Genomic DNA, 17,816 nt, shown 5'->3' with positions numbered 1-17,816 from the left:
CTTTGCAATTAAAACGTTTCCCAATTTTCTCCGTTATCAGCCATAACCACTTTACGCGGCGCAACTGACGTGACAGTTTTTACTACTGCCGATGCTTCACATTGACGTTGTTGTTCCTGCTGAATATGGAACACCGCCACGGCTTCTGCCAGTGTCGATCCGGCGGCAACGCTTCGTAATCCGTCCAGTTCTTCTCCGCCTGTTTGAGCGAAATACTGGCACTTTGCATCAGTTCTGTAACCGTAGAGTCGCTGCCAATATTGTTTTCATCATGTAGCGGATACCCGCACGGTCGAGGGTATTACGTGTCTGCAACAACGCCACTCAGCTACCATTCAGCATGGATTGCTGTTAGCGAATAGTTTTTAAAACGGTGAAATTTTCTTTGTCATTCTTTACAGAATTAAAAAACAGACCGCCTGATATCAGTTGTAAAAGGCCGAAAACAGCCAAAACCAGCAGCGATCCTGATACTTTTAAACATCGTTTCTCTTTCCTGTTGACCGATGGCAGAATTTTCGGCCTGTAAAGCGGAAACTTTACGAATATTCGGCGAAGATTACGCGGAATAAATTTATTGATGTCCTGAATTTAAAACTCAATTATTTCCGTAAATTATTCACAATATAAATACGTGATATAAATCACATATTTACTGTCGCTTAAACCACCTCTTTGCCGCTCATCTGCAAAACTGACCGCTTACTTCTCTATATAACCACTCAGTTATTTACCTTACTTTACGCGCGCGTAACTCTGGCAACATCACTTCAGGATAGCGGTCAATTTACCTCCTCAAACGCAACGCAAACCTAGAACGGCTTCGGCCTATGATTAACAAACTACTCTATGGATTTTGGTTTGCAGGAAGGCAGCAAGTGAGTGAATCCCCGGGAGCTTACAACAGTAAGTGACAGGGGTGAACGAACGCAGCTGCCGCACCTGTAAGCCAAAAGACGACGAGTAAAATGCCAGGTTTTACTATGGATACTAAAAAGATATTCAAGCACATACCCTGGGTGATTCTTGGAATCATCGGTGCATTCTGCCTCGCGGTAGTTGCATTACGTCGGGGGGAGCATGTCAGCGCCCTGTGGATTGTGGTCGCCTCTGTGTCGGTGTATCTGGTGGCTTATCGCTACTACAGTCTGTACATCGCCCAGAAGGTGATGAAACTCGACCCCACGCGCTCGACGCCTGCGGTTATTAACAACGACGGTCTGAACTATGTGCCAACCAACCGTTACGTGTTGTTTGGTCACCACTTCGCCGCTATCGCCGGCGCGGGTCCGCTGGTCGGTCCGGTTCTCGCCGCGCAGATGGGCTACCTGCCTGGTACGCTGTGGCTGCTGGCGGGGGTCGTGCTGGCCGGTGCGGTACAGGACTTTATGGTGCTGTTTATCTCCTCTCGCCGTAACGGCGCATCTCTCGGTGAGATGATCAAAGAAGAGATGGGGCCAGTACCGGGGACTATCGCGCTGTTTGGCTGTTTCTTAATCATGATCATCATCCTCGCCGTCCTGGCGCTGATTGTGGTTAAAGCCCTGGCCGAAAGTCCGTGGGGTGTCTTCACCGTTTGCTCAACCGTACCGATTGCGCTGTTTATGGGTATCTACATGCGCTTTATCCGTCCGGGGCGTGTGGGTGAAGTCTCTGTCATTGGTATCGTGCTGCTGGTTGCCTCTATCTACTTCGGTGGCGTGATTGCTCACGATCCGTACTGGGGTCCGGCACTGACCTTTAAAGACACCACCATTACCTTCGCGCTGATTGGCTATGCGTTTATTTCCGCACTGCTGCCGGTGTGGCTGATCCTTGCCCCGCGCGACTATCTGGCAACCTTCCTGAAAATCGGCGTTATCGTCGGTCTGGCGCTGGGTATCGTGGTGCTGAACCCGGAACTGAAAATGCCTGCGATGACCCAGTACATTGACGGTACTGGCCCGCTGTGGAAAGGCGCTCTGTTCCCGTTCCTGTTCATCACCATCGCCTGTGGTGCGGTGTCTGGCTTCCACGCGCTGATCTCTTCCGGTACGACGCCGAAACTGCTGGCTAACGAAACCGACGCGCGTTTCATTGGCTACGGCGCAATGCTGATGGAGTCCTTCGTGGCGATTATGGCGCTGGTTGCTGCGTCCATCATCGAACCGGGTCTTTACTTCGCGATGAACACCCCGCCTGCGGGCCTTGGCATCACCATGCCTAACCTGCATGAAATGGGTGGCGAGAACGCGCCGATCATCATGGCGCAGCTGAAAGACGTTACCGCACACGCGGCAGCGACTGTCAGCTCCTGGGGCTTCGTGATTTCGCCAGAGCAGATCCTGCAAACCGCAAAAGACATTGGTGAGCCTTCTGTCCTGAACCGTGCAGGTGGTGCGCCGACGCTGGCGGTAGGTATCGCGCACGTGTTCCACAAAGTGCTGCCGATGGCTGACATGGGCTTCTGGTATCACTTCGGTATTCTGTTCGAAGCCCTGTTCATTCTGACCGCGCTGGATGCCGGTACCCGTTCTGGCCGCTTTATGCTGCAAGACCTGTTGGGTAACTTCGTGCCGTTCCTGAAAAAAACCGACTCTCTGGTTGCCGGTATCATCGGTACTGCGGGCTGTGTCGGTCTGTGGGGCTATCTGCTGTATCAGGGCGTGGTTGACCCGCTAGGCGGCGTTAAGAGCCTGTGGCCGCTGTTCGGTATCTCCAACCAGATGCTGGCAGCCGTGGCGCTGGTACTGGGCACCGTTGTGCTGATTAAGATGAAGCGCACCCAATACATCTGGGTAACTGTTGTTCCGGCTGTATGGCTGCTTATCTGCACCACCTGGGCGCTGGGCCTGAAACTGTTCAGCAGCAACCCGCAGATGGAAGGCTTCTTCTACATGGCAAGCCAGTACAAAGAGAAGATTGCTAACGGTACTGACTTGACGGCGCAACAGATTGCCAACATGAACCACATCGTTGTGAACAACTACACCAACGCGGGCCTGAGTATTCTGTTCCTGATTGTGGTGTACAGCATCATCTTCTACGGTTTCAAAACCTGGCTTGCGGTGCGTAACAGCGACAAACGTACTGACAAAGAAACTCCGTACGTTCCAATCCCGGAAGGCGGCGTGAAGATCTCTTCGCACCACTAATCGGTTGCCTTATCCGGCTTACAAAATGTCTATCGTAGGCCGGATAAAGCGTTTACGCCGCATCCGGCAAATCCCCGGCCCGGAGACCTTCCGGGCTTTACGCATATCTGGAAGGCAAAATGTTTGGTAACTTAGGACAGGCAAAAAAATATCTCGGCCAGGCGGCGAAGATGTTGATTGGCATTCCAGACTACGACAACTACGTCGAGCATATGAAGACCAACCATCCCGACAAGCCGTACATGAGCTATGAAGAATTCTTCCGCGAGCGCCAGAACGCGCGCTACGGCGGCGATGGTAAAGGCGGTATGCGCTGTTGTTAATGGAGAGAGCATGAACCCGATTGCAGTTACCCTACTCACCGGTTTTTTAGGCGCGGGCAAAACCACCCTGCTGCGCCATATTCTTAACGAACAGCACGGCTACAAGATTGCCGTAATTGAAAACGAATTTGGCGAAGTCTCCGTTGACGATCAATTAATTGGCGACCGCGCCACGCAAATCAAAACGCTGACCAACGGCTGCATCTGCTGTTCGCGCTCCAACGAGCTGGAGGACGCGCTACTCGACCTGCTGGATAATCTCGACAAGGGCAATATTCAGTTCGATCGTCTGGTGATCGAATGTACGGGCATGGCCGATCCCGGCCCGATTATTCAGACTTTTTTCTCCCATGAGATTTTATGCCAGCGTTACCTGCTGGACGGCGTGATTGCACTGGTCGATGCAGTACATGCCGATGAGCAGATGAACCAGTTCACCATCGCCCAGTCACAGGTTGGCTACGCCGATCGTATTCTGCTGACTAAAACCGACGTCGCAGGCGAAGCAGAAAAACTGCGTGAACGCCTGGCGCGCATCAACGCCCGTGCCCCGATCTACACCGTTACCCACGGCGACATCGATCTGGGCCTGCTGTTCAACACCAACGGTTTTATGCTGGAAGAGAACGTCGTCAGCGCCAAACCGCGTTTCCACTTTATCGCGGATAAACAAAACGATATTTCGTCGATTGTGGTGGAACTGGATTACCCGGTAGATATCAGTGAAGTTTCCCGGGTGATGGAAAACCTGCTGCTGGAATCAGCAGATAAACTGCTGCGTTACAAAGGGATGCTGTGGATTGACGGCGAACCTAACCGCCTGCTGTTCCAGGGCGTCCAGCGCCTCTACAGCGCCGACTGGGACCGCCCGTGGGGCGATGAAAAACCGCATAGCACGATGGTGTTTATCGGGATTCAACTGCCGGAGGATGAGATAAGGGCAGCGTTTGCGGGGTTGAGGAAGTAGGTTTTATGGGCCGGATAAGGCGCAGCCGCATCCGGCGTCTACTCAGAGCTGATAGCACGCCACCAAAAACGCCATCATCTCCGTCGCGTCTTTGCTGTGATAAAAGCGTACCATTTTGCTGTTAAATTCCAGTGCCTTCGCTGCTGGAATACTGATTGGATTATAGCCATGCATCATTAACCAGCCATTCATCATATGGCGGCTGGTGCGCTTGTTACCGTCGAAGAAAAACTGATAGTAGGCACCGAAAAGGAACATCGCCAGCGCGCCTTCAAACGGGGGAAGCATTTTAATATGCGCGACACCCTGCGCAAAAATACGGTTCAGCTCTGGTGCACCCGCTTCGGTAGCAGGAGGGAAATGGGTGCCCAACTCGCCGAGATAAACGCGCGCATTGTAATGCAACTCTTCACCTTCGCCGCGAAAAATGCCCCACTCCAGCGCCTCGTTGCGGGCAATAATGCCGTACAATAACGTGAACGTTTTTTTATCGAGATCAAAACGGCCTGACTGCACAAGCTCGATCAACTTTTTCGCACTGTCCGCCAGGTTTAGCACCTGCTCAGTATCACTGACCTTGTGCCCGCCAACGGTGACGCCATCGAGCAGCGTTTTAACTTCAACAAAGGTATAAGGGTTATTTTCCAGTTGCGCGGCATCCCAGACAAAACCCGCCATATGCGTTTTGAAGGTAAACAATGCCGCGCGCGTACCGACAATTTGCATCGCCGGGATGGCATTTGCATTCCAGCTCAGGTCCAGTAGTTTGGTTGTCATTAGAGGATCCTTGATTGCATGGTTCACTATTTTTTACTCAAAATAATCCAGCTTCAGCACCTTCAAAAAACGTAAAGAAACACCGGCCAGAAAAACGAGTCGTTATTGCGACTACTATAGCACTACAAAAATAGACGAACACGTTAGAAATGAGTCAGTTGCTGTGACTCCGGTCATTGCCCGGAAAGGTACAGAAAGCTAAGATAGGGCGTTATGGGCCTTAAATATTTGGACAGGCCCACACAGCAATGGATTAATAACAATGATGAATAAATCCAACTTCGAATTCCTGAAGGGCGTCAACGACTTCACTTATGCCATCGCCTGTGCGGCGGAAAATAACTACCCGGATGATCCCAACACGACGCTGATTAAAATGCGTATGTTTGGCGAAGCCACAGCGAAACATCTTGGTCTGTTACTCAATATCCCCCCTTGTGAGAATCAACACGTTCTCCTGCGCGAACTTGGCAAAATCGCCTTCGTTGATGACAACATTCTCTCTGTATTCCACAAATTACGCCGCATTGGTAACCAGGCGGTACACGAATATCATAACGATCTCGACGATGCCCAGATGTGCCTGCGGCTCGGCTTCCGTCTGGCTGTCTGGTACTACCGTCTGGTCACCAAAGATTATGACTTCCCGGTGCCGGTGTTTGTGTTGCCGGAACGTGGTGAAAACCTCTATCACCAGGAAGTGCTGACGCTAAAACAACAGCTTGAACAGCAGGCGCGAGAAAAAGCGCAGACTCAGGCAGAAGTCGAAGCGCAACAGCAGAAGCTGGTTGCCCTGAACGGCTATATTGCCATTCTGGAAGGCAAACAGCAGGAAACCGAAGCGCAAACCCAGGCTCGCCTTGCTGCACTGGAAGCGCAGCTCGCCGAGAAGAACGCGGAACTGGCAAAACAGACCGAACAGGAACGTAAGGCTTACCACAAAGAAATTACCGATCAGGCCATCAAGCGCACACTCAACCTTAGCGAAGAAGAGAGTCGCTTCCTGATTGACGCGCAACTGCGTAAAGCAGGCTGGCAGGCCGATAGCAAAACCCTGCGCTTCTCCAAAGGCGCACGCCCAGAACCCGGCGTCAATAAAGCCATTGCCGAATGGCCGACCGGGAAAGATGAAACGGGTAATCAGGGCTTTGCGGATTATGTGCTGTTTGTCGGCCTCAAGCCCATCGCGGTGGTAGAGGCGAAACGTAAAAATATCGACGTTCCCGCAAAGCTCAATGAGTCGTATCGCTACAGTAAATGCTTCGATAATGGCTTCCTGCGGGAAACCTTGCTTGAGCATTACTCACCGGATGAAGTGCATGAAGCGGTGCCGGAGTATGAAACCAGCTGGCAGGACACCTGCGGCCAACAACGGTTTAAAATCCCCTTCTGCTACTCGACCAACGGGCGCGAATACCGCGCAGCGATGAAGACTAAAAGCGGCATCTGGTATCGCGACGTGCGTGATACCCGCAATATGTCGAAAGCCTTACCTGAGTGGCATCGCCCGGAAGAGCTGCTGGAAATGCTCGGCAGTGAACCGCAAAAACAGAATCAGTGGTTTGCCGATAACCCTGGCATGAGCGAGCTGGGCCTGCGTTATTACCAGGAAGATGCCGTCCGCGCGGTTGAAAAAGCAATCGTCAAGGGGCAACAAGAGATCCTGCTGGCGATGGCGACCGGTACAGGTAAAACCCGTACGGCAATCGCCATGATGTTCCGCCTGATCCAGTCCCAGCGTTTTAAACGCATTCTCTTCCTTGTCGATCGCCGTTCTCTTGGCGAGCAGGCGCTGGGGGCGTTTGAAGATACGCGTATTAACGGCGACACCTTCAACAGCATTTTCGACATTAAAGGGCTGACGGATAAATTCCCGGAAGACAGCACCAAAATTCACGTTGCCACCGTACAGTCGCTGGTGAAACGCACCCTACAATCAGATGAACCGATGCCGGTGGCCCGTTACGACTGTATCGTCGTCGATGAAGCGCATCGCGGCTATATTCTCGATAAAGAGCAGACCGAAGGCGAACTGCAGTTCCGCAGCCAACTGGATTACGTTTCTGCCTATCGTCGCATTCTCGATCACTTCGATGCGGTAAAAATCGCTCTCACCGCTACCCCGGCGCTGCATACGGTGCAGATTTTCGGCGAGCCGGTTTACCGTTACACCTACCGTACCGCGGTTATTGACGGTTTTTTGATCGACCAGGACCCGCCGATCCAAATCACCACCCGCAACGCCCAGGAAGGTGTTTACCTCGCCAAAGGCGAGCAGGTAGAGCGCATCAGCCCGCAGGGAGAAGTGATCAACGACACCCTGGAAGACGATCAGGATTTTGAGGTCGCCGACTTTAACCGTGGTCTGGTGATCCCGGCGTTTAACCGCGCCGTCTGTAACGAACTCACCAATTACCTTGACCCGACCGGCTCGCAAAAAACGCTGGTCTTCTGCGTCACCAATGCCCATGCCGATATGGTGGTGGAAGAGCTGCGTACCGCGTTCAAGAAAAAGTATCCGCAACTGGAGCACGACGCGATCATCAAGATCACCGGTGATGCCGATAAAGACGCGCGCAAAGTGCAGACCATGATCACCCGTTTCAATAAAGAGCGGCTGCCTAATATCGTGGTGACCGTCGACCTGCTGACCACCGGCGTCGATATTCCGTCGATCTGTAACATCGTGTTCCTGCGTAAAGTACGCAGCCGCATTCTGTACGAGCAAATGAAAGGTCGCGCCACGCGCTTATGCCCGGAGGTGAATAAAACCAGCTTTAAGATTTTCGACTGCGTCGATATCTACAGCACGCTGGAGAGCGTCGACACCATGCGTCCGGTGGTGGTGCGCCCGAAAGTGGAACTGCAAACGCTGGTCAACGAAATTACCGATTCAGAAACCTATAAAATCACCGAAGCGGATGGCCGCAGTTTTGCCGAGCACAGCCATGAACAACTGGTGGCGAAGCTCCAGCGCATCATCGGCCTGGCCACGTTTAACCGTGACCGCAGCGAAACGATAGATAAACAGGTGCGTCGTCTGGATGAGCTATGCCAGGACGCGGCGGGCGTGAACTTTAACGGCTTCGCCTCGCGCCTGCGGGAAAAAGGGCCGCACTGGAGCGCCGAAGTCTTTAACAAACTGCCTGGCTTTATCGCCCGTCTGGAAAAGCTGAAAACCGACATCAACAACCTGAATGATGTGCCGATCTTCCTCGATATCGACGATGAAGTGGTGAGCGTTAAATCGCTGTACGGTGATTACGACACGCCGCAGGATTTCCTCGAAGCCTTTGACTCGCTGGTGCAACGTTCCCCGAACGCACAACCGGCATTGCAGGCGGTGATCAATCGCCCGCGCGATCTCACCCGTAAAGGGCTGGTCGAGCTCCAGGAGTGGTTTGACCGCCAGCACTTTGAGGAATCTTCCCTGCGCAAAGCGTGGAAAGAGACGCGTAATGAAGATATTGCCGCCCGGCTGATTGGTCATATTCGCCGTGCTGCGGTAGGCGATGCGCTGAAACCGTTTGAGGAACGTGTCGATCACGCGCTGACGCGCATTAAGGGCGAAAACGACTGGAGCAGCGAGCAATTAAGCTGGCTCGATCGTTTAGCGCAGGCGCTGAAAGAGAAAGTGGTGCTCGACGACGATGTCTTCAAAACCGGCAACTTCCACCGTCGCGGCGGGAAGGCGATGCTGCAAAGAACCTTTGACGATAATCTCGATACCCTGCTGGGCAAATTCAGCGATTACATCTGGGACGAGCTGGCCTGACACGTATACACTTCATCCTTCAGGTTGCCTCTGCGTTGGCTGCGCTCGTTCACCCCGGTCACTTGCCGCCTTGATGCAACCTGAATGATTTTGTGTATATTACCCTCGGCAATTTCTTCTTCTGTGGCCCCAAACAATGCGGGCCGCTGCTTAATTTACGGAACTCACAATGAACAATAATGATCTGGTCGCGAAGCTGTGGAAGCTGTGCGACAACCTGCGCGATGGCGGCGTTTCCTATCAAAACTACGTCAATGAACTCGCCTCGCTGCTGTTTTTGAAAATGTGTAAAGAGACCGGGCAGGAAGCGGAGTACCTGCCGGAAGGCTACCGCTGGGATGACCTGAAATCCCGCATCGGCCAGGATCAATTGCAGTTTTACCGTAACCTGCTGGTACATCTGGGCGCCGACAATCAAAAGCTGGTGCAGGCGGTGTTCCAGAACGTCAACACCACCATTACCCAGCCGAAACAGTTGACCGAACTGGTCAGCAATATGGATTCACTGGACTGGTACAACGGTGCGCACGGTAAGTCGCGCGATGACTTCGGCGATATGTACGAAGGGTTGTTGCAGAAGAACGCGAATGAAACCAAGTCTGGCGCAGGCCAGTACTTCACCCCGCGTCCGCTGATTAAAACCATTATTCATCTGCTGAAACCGCAGCCGCGTGAAGTGGTACAGGACCCGGCAGCAGGTACGGCGGGCTTTTTGATTGAAGCCGACCGCTACGTTAAGTCGCAAACCAATGATCTGGACGACCTTGATGGCGACACGCAGGATTTCCAGATCCACCGCGCGTTTATCGGCCTCGAACTGGTGCCCGGCACCCGTCGTCTGGCGCTGATGAACTGCCTGCTGCACGATATTGAAGGCAACCTCGACCACGGCGGCGCAATCCGTCTGGGCAACACCCTGGGTAGCGACGGCGAAAACCTGCCGAAGGCGCATATTGTCGCCACTAACCCGCCGTTTGGCAGCGCCGCAGGCACCAACATTACCCGCACCTTTGTTCACCCGACCAGCAACAAACAGTTGTGCTTTATGCAGCATATTATCGAAACGCTGCACCCCGGCGGTCGTGCGGCGGTGGTGGTGCCGGATAACGTGCTGTTTGAAGGCGGCAAAGGCACCGACATCCGTCGTGACCTGATGGATAAGTGTCATCTGCACACCATTCTGCGTCTGCCGACCGGTATTTTTTACGCTCAGGGTGTGAAAACCAACGTGCTGTTCTTTACCAAAGGGACGGTGGCGAACCCGCATCAAGATAAGAACTGCACCGATGACGTGTGGGTGTATGACCTGCGTACCAATATGCCGAACTTCGGCAAGCGCACGCCGTTTACCGACGAACATCTGCAGCCGTTTGAACGCGTGTTTGGCGAAGACCCGCACGGTTTAAGCCCGCGCACTGAAGGTGAATGGAGTTTTAACGCCGAAGAGACGGAAGTTGCCGACAGCGAAGAGAACAAAAACACCGATCAGCATCTTGCTACCAGCCGCTGGCGCAAGTTCAGCCGTGAGTGGATCCGCACCGCGAAATCCGATTCGCTGGATATCTCCTGGCTGAAAGATAAAGACAGCATTGATGCCGACAACCTGCCGGAGCCGGATGTTTTAACGGCAGAAGCGATGGGTGAACTGGTACAGGCGCTGGGTGAACTGGATGCGCTGATGCGTGAACTGGGGGCGAGTGATGAGGCGGATGCACAGCGTCAGTTGCTGGAAGAAGCGTTTGGTGGGGTGAAGGAATGAGTGTGGGGAAATTGCCGGAGGGGTGGGTTGAAACCTACCTTTCTGAAATATGTAGTAAACCACAATATGGTTATACAACTAAGTCGAGCTTTACAGGTAATGTAAAATTTTTAAGAACTACAGATATTACTAAAGGTACTGTGGATTGGTCCACTGTACCTTATTGTTTGCAAAATCCTGATGATATACTTAAATATCAGCTTCAAGATCGAGATATTGTTATATCCCGGGCTGGTTCCGTAGGTTTTAGTTTTTTAGTAAAAAACCCACCGAATAATGCTGTCTTTGCTTCGTACCTGATCAGATTCAAACCTTTTGATAATATTTCAGAGCTTTACTTGAAGCGTTTTTTAGAGTCCGGCAACTATTGGGTTCAGCTTGCCTCTATGTCGGCTGGAAATGCATTACAAAATGTAAATGCTCAAAAATTATCCACGCTTATAGTACCAATTCCTCCACTTGCCGAACAAAAAATCATCGCTGAAAAACTCGATACGCTGCTGGCGCAGGTAGAGAGCACCAAAGCACGTCTTGAGCAAATCCCACAAATCCTGAAACGTTTTCGTCAGGCGGTATTGGCTGCTGCTGTAAGTGGAAAACTCGTTAATAATGAAAATAATAAAGCTATATTAACTACACTAGGAAGCATTGCAGAAGACATTAGATATGGAACATCTAAGAAATGTTCTGAATCTGAAGGTCACACTCCAGTTTTGCGCATTCCTAACATTGGACCTGGTTACATAATCAATAACAATCTGAAATATGCCAACTTCGACTCTAAAGAATTATCAGCATTAACTTTAAAGGAAGGCGATTTACTTTTGATACGTTCCAATGGAAGCGTCGATTTAGTTGGCAAGGTTGCCGTAATTTCAGAAAATGATACGCAGTATTTATATGCAGGATATCTTATTCGAGTAAGATTATGCTTAGAAAAAGCTGTGCCAAAATATATTTCGTATTGCGTGCAAAGCCCCCAGTTAAGACAAATTATAGAAAACATCGCACGTTCGACATCTGGAGTTAATAACATAAACAGCAAGGAACTGGCATCATTGGAATTGCCACTCCCTCCAATCCCTGAACAACACGAAATCGTCCGCCGCGTCGAGCAGCTTTTCGCCTACGCCGACACCATAGAAAAACAGGTCAACAACGCCCTGGCCCGCGTCAGTAGCCTGACGCAATCCATCCTGGCAAAAGCGTTCCGTGGTGAACTTACCGCCCAGTGGCGGGCCGAAAACCCGGAATTAATCAGCGGAGAAAACAGCGCCGCCGCGTTGCTGGAAAAAATCAAAGCTGAACGCGCAGCCAGCGGGGGTAAAAAAGCCTCGCGTAAAAAATCCTGATCATTATTTTCTGGCGCACCTTTCCGGTGCGCTTTTTATTATTTCATGCCAATCATAACTCACATAAATATATTTAAATCATTCCAGAAACTGCCCATTTTATTCTATTTTTAGCTGGACTTTCCCTGTATTTACTGATGATATATCCAGGTATTTAGCGCGGTGCGGATGTGCGCCAACACACCCGCACCGCTCATCACAATCACTATTATCGGAGAATAGCAGTTATGACTGACACGCATTCTATTGCACAACCGTTCGAAGCAGAAGTCTCCCCGGCAAATAACCGTAAATTAACCGTAAGTTATGCGAGTCGCTACCCGGATTACAGCCGTATTCCCGCCATCACCCTGAAAGGTCAGTGGCTGGAAGCCGCCGGTTTTGCCACCGGCACGGTGGTAGATGTCAAAGTGATGGAAGGCTGTATTGTCCTCACCACCCAACCACCCGCCACCGAAGAGAGCGAACTGATGCAGTCGCTGCGCCAGGTGTGCAAGCTGTCGGCGCGTAAACAAAAGCAGGTGCAGGAGTTTATTGGGGTAATTACAGGTAAACAGAAAGTCGCCTGATACATTGACCCGGTAGCGCCAGTGCTACCGGGTATTATTCGCCGCGTTATACCAACACGCTCTCCATCTGTTTTTCAAATGCCTGACGAATTAATCCCATAATGTAAGGTAGTTGTGCGAGGTCGCTGAAACCAATTTCCACATCACCATTGCCCCAGCGCCCAACATTTGTCACATCTTTGGCAATACCTTTCGGATCGACCAGTTCATGAAACTGCATATTAAGCGACAATCGCAGTCGGCTTTTTTGCGGCACAACATCAACAAAATTCGTTTCAGCTTTGAACGCAATATATAGCTTTAAAACTTCCTGTGTGATCCCTGCATCCAGGCGCATAACTTCATCGCGAAGATGCTCGAATAACACCCGGCTATACGAACCATCAGCAAGGAAAGGATAATCACTCAGGCTGTAACTGTTTTTGTTCTCCGGCTGCCTCCGATAAACAGCTAATACCTCTTCAGGAAGAGCAGGCGCTTGCCAAACCTGAACCGCAAGCTCCGCCAGACGATCGGCACGGGCATGAATAGCGGCTTCATCCCATTTTTCACATTGCCCCAGCCCAACATTCAGATATAACGGACTATGTTTAAACCCCTCTTTCATGTCGCGCTTTTCAGCGAACGGTCTGTCGCTATAGCGAGAGTTGTAACCCGTTAAGGTCAGATTCCCCAACGTATGCAATAGTTCTTTATGAATACGTTGCCAGTCACTTCCCAGCTCCTCGCGCCATTTAGCCGACAGATTTTCGTTCTGTGGCATGATGTGTTCAATCGTAAACTCATCGTCCACGCGTTCCTTGCGCTTATCGTTCTCCAGTCGTCGTAACCAGTAGCTGCGACTGCGGATATTATAGAGATCGCGAATTTTTAATTCTCGTTTAAACTCATCATCGTTGGGGAAACGACGATATGAAGGCAGATTCAGAAAATGTACCTGAATGCTTTCCAGATATTTTTCTTTATTAATGACCTTATAAAAAGTGGCAAACGTCTTGTTTAAAGAATTTGTCGGAATCGCACATACTGCACGGCGGAAAACATAAGATTCAATTAAACGAATTATGCTCAGGAAATTTTCGTGAGACAATTTTTTATTTTTATAGTCATGATAAAGCACCAGTAAAAATGGATATGCCACATCAACTTTTAACTCGCGCAAATCCTGAAAAGCCGTGGCAAGCAGTTTGTCACTTTCTTTGCCCAATGCCATTGCACAGTAATACTCCGCGTAGATGTGTATATCTTCAACCAGTCGATCCACACCTTTTTCGGCAACACTCTGGCTGCGGGCATGCAGTTTAAATGCCTCATAGACTTCATCTGTCCGCGGGATCTCCCCCGTTTTTACCGTCAGATAATGACGCATAAAACTGTCAAAATATTCGCTGTAACCTTGCTGACCAAAAGCGACTTCCATTGGACGCCAGTGATCTTCATACAACCGGGTTTGATGCTCTGGTTCGAGGCCCATCAGAATAAAATTGCGCACCAGATCGGCCTGACTTAACGCCTTACCGGTGGAGTTCATACTTTCAAAAATCAGTTGCGGATTATCCTGACCACGATTAAGCGCCACATCGACAATTAATAACTTTGCTAACCCACGACATAAGGGGATCAAGTCATCACCGAGTTTAGCAATTTGCTCATCAAAGAAAGTAAAATTTTCCATTATTCGGTGGGAATAGTTTTCTGGCATTGGTCTTTGTTTTATTAACGCCAGCAAACTGTCTTTATCAGTCTCGGTCAGCAGTAATTTAAATCCTTTCTCGCCGGACTCATAAGGATTGAGCAAATAATAATTACGCAATTTCACTGCCGAAAAGCCATCAAACACTTCTTCTTCGCCAAGATGGCGCGATAAAGCCTCAATCAGCAACATTGCGGTCGTCAGCCTCTGCTGACCATCAATGACCAGTAGCGGAGAAATACCAGAAACCTGATATAACCCCTGCTCAATATAAACAACTGAGCCGATAAAATGTGCAGATATATCGTCACGCTTTCCGGCACGAATGATGTCGTCCCAAAGTTGCCGACATTGTTGTTCTGTCCATGAATAAGTTCGTTGATAAATGGGAATAACAAACTGCTGTGAACATTTTAAAAAATCGAGTAAACGGGCTTCTGTTGCTTTCATTCTGACGTCTTTCCGTGAAGCTATGATTTAGCAATAATAACTACTTATCTGACGAGTTGATATATAAATCCCATAATTATGTGAAGAACGGCCTTCATTACGCCATATTCTTCCTGCGTAACCCAATATTCTCTAATCATTCATCTCTCACCAGCAGTAACACGCACCGGGTCTGCATTTGCTGCCACCAGCAGCTTTAATGTACCGTCTGCGAAAATGGCGCTTTTACCTGCTGGACACGGGAGTATTTTCCCTGCGTAATTTGTATTACGCGCCCGAAAGACAGATTTTTGCTGTGGATAGAATTGCCTGAACAGGTCGATATGGTCTGCGCAGCGCGGCAGCTGTACCGCATGAAAATCCAGGTGGCAGCAGGCTCGATTTTCTCGGCTTCCGGCATAGCTTAGGCAAAGCGCTTTGTTCATGCCGGATGCCATGTGAACGCCTTACCATGTCTACAAAATATTTAAATTTCAATATCTTGGATGGGTTATGTAGACCTGATAAACGTAGCGCATCAGGCAGCTTTGCGTTTGCCATCCGTCTCTGGTTAGCTCTTGAGCCATGAATAGCGCTCGCGCTCAGGCAAGGGCTGCCTTAATGCCTGCATTTGCTCTGCCGAAAGTCCGGTATATCGTTGTATCCATTCAGGATCCGCCCCATTCTGCAACAGCAATCGAAGAATGTGCTGTTCCCCTTCTTCCCTTCCCAACAGCCATCCATCATTATGAATTCGCTCTGCAATTGTCATTATTCGCTCCCTTTGTTGTGGCATTCGACGGGTAAGTTCGCTGATAAACTTCTTAAAACGCGCTTCATCGCCAGTCAGTAAAATGTAATTTAACAGCGCAGTTATCTGGCTGTCATTAGCACACTCTGTAACCAGTAATACTACCAGTTGATCGATAAGCCCCATCAGATCGCGCTGGCGAATATGTTTTTGGATTAACTCCAGTAAGGCGACTCTGCGATGCTGCACAATCTCGTCGTCTGGCACCACGGTGATATCCACCAGCGGGAACGCATCGGTATAAAGCTTCCGTGCGATAAGTGGGTCGGCAAATTCGTCCAGCCAGCACAGGGACCAGGGATAAGGACTACGGCTACCGTGATAAAACAGCATCGGGATGACCAGCGGTAGCGGCTGGCGTTTGTCATGCTCTATATGGCGCTGCATCACCGCCATGGAATATCGCATCAGGCGAAACGCCACATGGATATCCTCGCGGCTCTGATGTTCAATCACCACATAGATATAGCCATCTCCTTCGCGGGTCTTTACCGACCACAGAATATCGGAATGTAGCGCCCGCAAATTTTCATCGACAAAGCTGGCGGATTCCAGTTTTAAGGTGTCGAGCTCGCACAGTTCACGTAAGCCTTTTGGTAAATGAATCTCCATAAAATCCCGCGCAGTATCAGGGTGCGTGAGAAAGGTTTTAAATAATGCATCATGCGGCGTGCTGGTCGTGAAGTTTGTCATGGCGATCCGTCACCTGTTGAAAAAGATGGCCTGACTTTAGCGACTAACAAAACCATTCTCACCCGGCAATTTCCCATTCCCCGAGGGGCTTTCCAGGCTATTTTTATTCTTCCGCAAGCGATACATTTTTATGGAAGATATCTCGATTTTTACGCACCCCCGGCACCAGGCTCTATTCTTAATGTTATGAATAAACTCATTGAACTTCGACGCGCCAAAATGTTGGCACTCTCTTTGCTGCTTATCGCCGCTGCTACCTTTGTCGTTACGCTGTTTTTACCGCCTAATTTTTGGGTAAACGGCGTGAAGGCGATTGCCGAAGCGGCGATGGTGGGCGCGCTGGCGGACTGGTTTGCGGTGGTGGCGCTGTTTCGCCGCGTGCCGATACCGATTATTTCTCGCCATACAGCAATTATTCCGCGTAATAAAGACCGAATTGGCGAAAATCTCGGCCAGTTCGTGCAGGAAAAATTTCTTGATACCCAATCGCTGGTGGCATTGATTCGGCGCCATGAACCGGCGTTGTTGATCGGCAACTGGTTCAGCCAGCCGGAGAACGCCCGCCGTGTCGGCCAGCATCTGTTGCAGATCATGAGCGGTTTTATCGAACTGACCGATGACGCGCGTATTCAACGGCTGCTTAAGCGCGCGGTGCATAAGGCGATCGATAAAGTGGATCTTTCCGGCACCAGTGCATTGATGCTGGAGAGCATGACCAAAAACAATCGTCATCAGGTGCTTCTGGACACATTGATCACACAACTGATCGCCCTGCTCCAGCGCGATAAATCACGCAAGTTTATTGCTCAGCAAATTGTCCACTGGCTGGAGAGCGAGCATCCGCTAAAAGCTAAAATTTTGCCTACGGAATGGCTGGGCGAACACAGTGCAGAGTGGGTTTCCGACGCGGTTAATTCGTTGCTTGATGATATCAGCCGCGATCGCACGCATCAGATCCGCCATACGTTTGATCGCGCCACTTTTGCGCTGATCGACAAACTGAAAAACGATCCTGAAATGGCAGCGCGGGCCGATGCCGTGAAGAACTATCTGAAAAAAGATGAGGCCTTTAACCGCTATCTCGGTGAATTGTGGGGAGATTTGCGGGAATGGCTAAAAACGGATATCAACGCCGAAAATTCTCACGTGAAGGAACGCATCGCGCAGGCGGGGCAATGGTTTGGCGAAACGTTAATTGCCGATGACGCCTTGCGGGCGTCGTTAAATGGTCACCTGGAACAGGCTGCGCACCGCGTCGCGCCGGAGTTTGCGGCATTTCTGACTCGCCACATCAGCGATACGGTGAAAAGCTGGGATGCGCGCGATATGTCGCGGCAAATCGAGTTAAACATCGGCAAAGATTTACAGTTTATCCGCGTCAACGGCACGCTGGTCGGTGGCTGTATTGGGCTGATTTTATATTTATTGTCGCAAATTCCGTCCTTATTACCCTTTAGCAATTTTTAGGAATCCACGAAAAATGAGCTAAATGGCTAACCGCGAGAGAGATCAAATAAACCACACTAAAAACATG

At 50.4% G+C, this 17,816-nt stretch carries 11 protein-coding genes and 3 pseudogenes; 9 read left to right on the top strand and 5 right to left on the bottom strand.

Annotated elements, in window-relative coordinates:
* Nucleotides 1–157: 157 nt before the first annotated feature.
* Nucleotides 158–513 (bottom strand): annotated as a pseudogene (locus PS053_RS17900) (Tar ligand binding domain-containing protein); the annotation flags it as partial.
* Nucleotides 514–983: 470 nt separating this feature from the next.
* Between PS053_RS17900 and btsT the strand changes: the two are divergent.
* From btsT to yjiA, 3 genes are all read left to right on the top strand, one after another.
* On the top strand, nucleotides 984–3,134 hold the full coding sequence (gene btsT / locus PS053_RS17895) for a pyruvate/proton symporter BtsT (protein WP_024164651.1): 2,151 nt from the start codon (nucleotides 984–986) through the stop codon (nucleotides 3,132–3,134).
* Between the two features lie 119 nt (nucleotides 3,135–3,253).
* Nucleotides 3,254–3,457 carry a YbdD/YjiX family protein gene (locus PS053_RS17890; protein ID WP_000467859.1) on the top strand — a complete coding sequence of 68 codons (204 nt, stop codon included), beginning with the start codon at nucleotides 3,254–3,256 and terminating at the stop codon, nucleotides 3,455–3,457.
* A gap of 10 nt (nucleotides 3,458–3,467) precedes the next feature.
* A complete protein-coding gene (gene yjiA / locus PS053_RS17885; protein ID WP_002430330.1) occupies nucleotides 3,468–4,424 on the top strand; it encodes a GTPase in 957 nt (318 codons plus the stop codon).
* 42 nt (nucleotides 4,425–4,466) lie between these two features.
* On the opposite strand, the gene PS053_RS17880 is transcribed toward yjiA, so the two are convergent.
* On the bottom strand, nucleotides 4,467–5,201 hold the full coding sequence (locus PS053_RS17880; RefSeq protein WP_059227954.1) for a Fic family protein: 735 nt from the start codon (nucleotides 5,199–5,201) through the stop codon (nucleotides 4,467–4,469).
* Nucleotides 5,202–5,463: 262 nt separating this feature from the next.
* Here PS053_RS17880 and hsdR point away from each other — a divergent pair, with 262 nt between their 5' ends.
* The 4 genes from hsdR to symE all read left to right on the top strand — a co-directional run bounded on the left by hsdR (nucleotide 5,464) and on the right by symE (nucleotide 12,656).
* A complete protein-coding gene (hsdR, locus tag PS053_RS17875; protein WP_256878706.1) occupies nucleotides 5,464–8,976 on the top strand; it encodes a type I restriction-modification system endonuclease in 3,513 nt (1,170 codons plus the stop codon).
* A 169-nt stretch (nucleotides 8,977–9,145) separates the two neighbouring features.
* Nucleotides 9,146–10,735, top strand: a complete 1,590-nt coding sequence (gene hsdM / locus PS053_RS17870) for a type I restriction-modification system methyltransferase (RefSeq protein ID WP_059250861.1) — start codon at nucleotides 9,146–9,148, stop codon at nucleotides 10,733–10,735.
* A complete protein-coding gene (locus PS053_RS17865) occupies nucleotides 10,732–12,087 on the top strand; it encodes a restriction endonuclease subunit S (protein ID WP_256878707.1) in 1,356 nt (451 codons plus the stop codon). Before hsdM ends, PS053_RS17865 begins: the two co-directional genes overlap by 4 nt.
* Nucleotides 12,088–12,314: 227 nt before the next feature.
* Complete coding sequence (symE, locus tag PS053_RS17860) at nucleotides 12,315–12,656, top strand: endoribonuclease SymE (protein WP_256878708.1); 342 nt, start codon at nucleotides 12,315–12,317, stop codon at nucleotides 12,654–12,656.
* A 46-nt stretch (nucleotides 12,657–12,702) separates the two neighbouring features.
* Here symE and PS053_RS17855 read toward each other — a convergent pair whose 3' ends face one another.
* Nucleotides 12,703–13,869, bottom strand: coding sequence for a GmrSD restriction endonuclease domain-containing protein (locus PS053_RS17855; protein WP_256878709.1), 1,167 nt, complete (start codon nucleotides 13,867–13,869; stop codon nucleotides 12,703–12,705).
* 276 nt (nucleotides 13,870–14,145) lie between these two features.
* A pseudogene (locus PS053_RS17850) lies at nucleotides 14,146–14,799 on the bottom strand (DUF262 domain-containing protein); the annotation flags it as partial.
* 224 nt (nucleotides 14,800–15,023) lie between these two features.
* Between PS053_RS17850 and PS053_RS17845 the strand changes: the two are divergent.
* Nucleotides 15,024–15,197: pseudogene (locus tag PS053_RS17845) on the top strand (aminotransferase-like domain-containing protein); the annotation flags it as partial.
* A 152-nt stretch (nucleotides 15,198–15,349) separates the two neighbouring features.
* On the opposite strand, the gene PS053_RS17840 reads toward PS053_RS17845, so the two are convergent.
* On the bottom strand, nucleotides 15,350–16,282 hold the full coding sequence (locus tag PS053_RS17840; protein ID WP_256878710.1) for an Rpn family recombination-promoting nuclease/putative transposase: 933 nt from the start codon (nucleotides 16,280–16,282) through the stop codon (nucleotides 15,350–15,352).
* A 186-nt stretch (nucleotides 16,283–16,468) separates the two neighbouring features.
* Between PS053_RS17840 and PS053_RS17835 the strand changes: the two genes are divergently transcribed.
* Complete coding sequence (locus PS053_RS17835; protein ID WP_059235091.1) at nucleotides 16,469–17,749, top strand: DUF445 domain-containing protein; 1,281 nt, start codon at nucleotides 16,469–16,471, stop codon at nucleotides 17,747–17,749.
* Nucleotides 17,750–17,816 lie beyond the last annotated feature (67 nt).

It is taken from the genome of Escherichia albertii, assembly GCF_028622335.1.
Classification (GTDB): domain Bacteria; phylum Pseudomonadota; class Gammaproteobacteria; order Enterobacterales; family Enterobacteriaceae; genus Escherichia; species Escherichia albertii.
The sequence above is the reverse complement of the archived record's forward strand: the minus strand, read 5'-3'. Positions and strand labels throughout refer to the sequence as shown.

Coding starts and splice junctions, on each gene's coding strand:
- btsT (WP_024164651.1), top strand. CDS start 984: ATGGATACTAAAAAGATATTCAAGCACATACCCTGGGTGATTCTTGGA.
- PS053_RS17890 (WP_000467859.1), top strand. CDS start 3,254: ATGTTTGGTAACTTAGGACAGGCAAAAAAATATCTCGGCCAGGCGGCG.
- yjiA (WP_002430330.1), top strand. CDS start 3,468: ATGAACCCGATTGCAGTTACCCTACTCACCGGTTTTTTAGGCGCGGGC.
- PS053_RS17880 (WP_059227954.1), bottom strand. CDS start 5,201: ATGACAACCAAACTACTGGACCTGAGCTGGAATGCAAATGCCATCCCG.
- hsdR (WP_256878706.1), top strand. CDS start 5,464: ATGATGAATAAATCCAACTTCGAATTCCTGAAGGGCGTCAACGACTTC.
- hsdM (WP_059250861.1), top strand. CDS start 9,146: ATGAACAATAATGATCTGGTCGCGAAGCTGTGGAAGCTGTGCGACAAC.
- PS053_RS17865 (WP_256878707.1), top strand. CDS start 10,732: ATGAGTGTGGGGAAATTGCCGGAGGGGTGGGTTGAAACCTACCTTTCT.
- symE (WP_256878708.1), top strand. CDS start 12,315: ATGACTGACACGCATTCTATTGCACAACCGTTCGAAGCAGAAGTCTCC.
- PS053_RS17855 (WP_256878709.1), bottom strand. CDS start 13,869: ATGGCATTGGGCAAAGAAAGTGACAAACTGCTTGCCACGGCTTTTCAG.
- PS053_RS17840 (WP_256878710.1), bottom strand. CDS start 16,282: ATGACAAACTTCACGACCAGCACGCCGCATGATGCATTATTTAAAACC.
- PS053_RS17835 (WP_059235091.1), top strand. CDS start 16,469: ATGAATAAACTCATTGAACTTCGACGCGCCAAAATGTTGGCACTCTCT.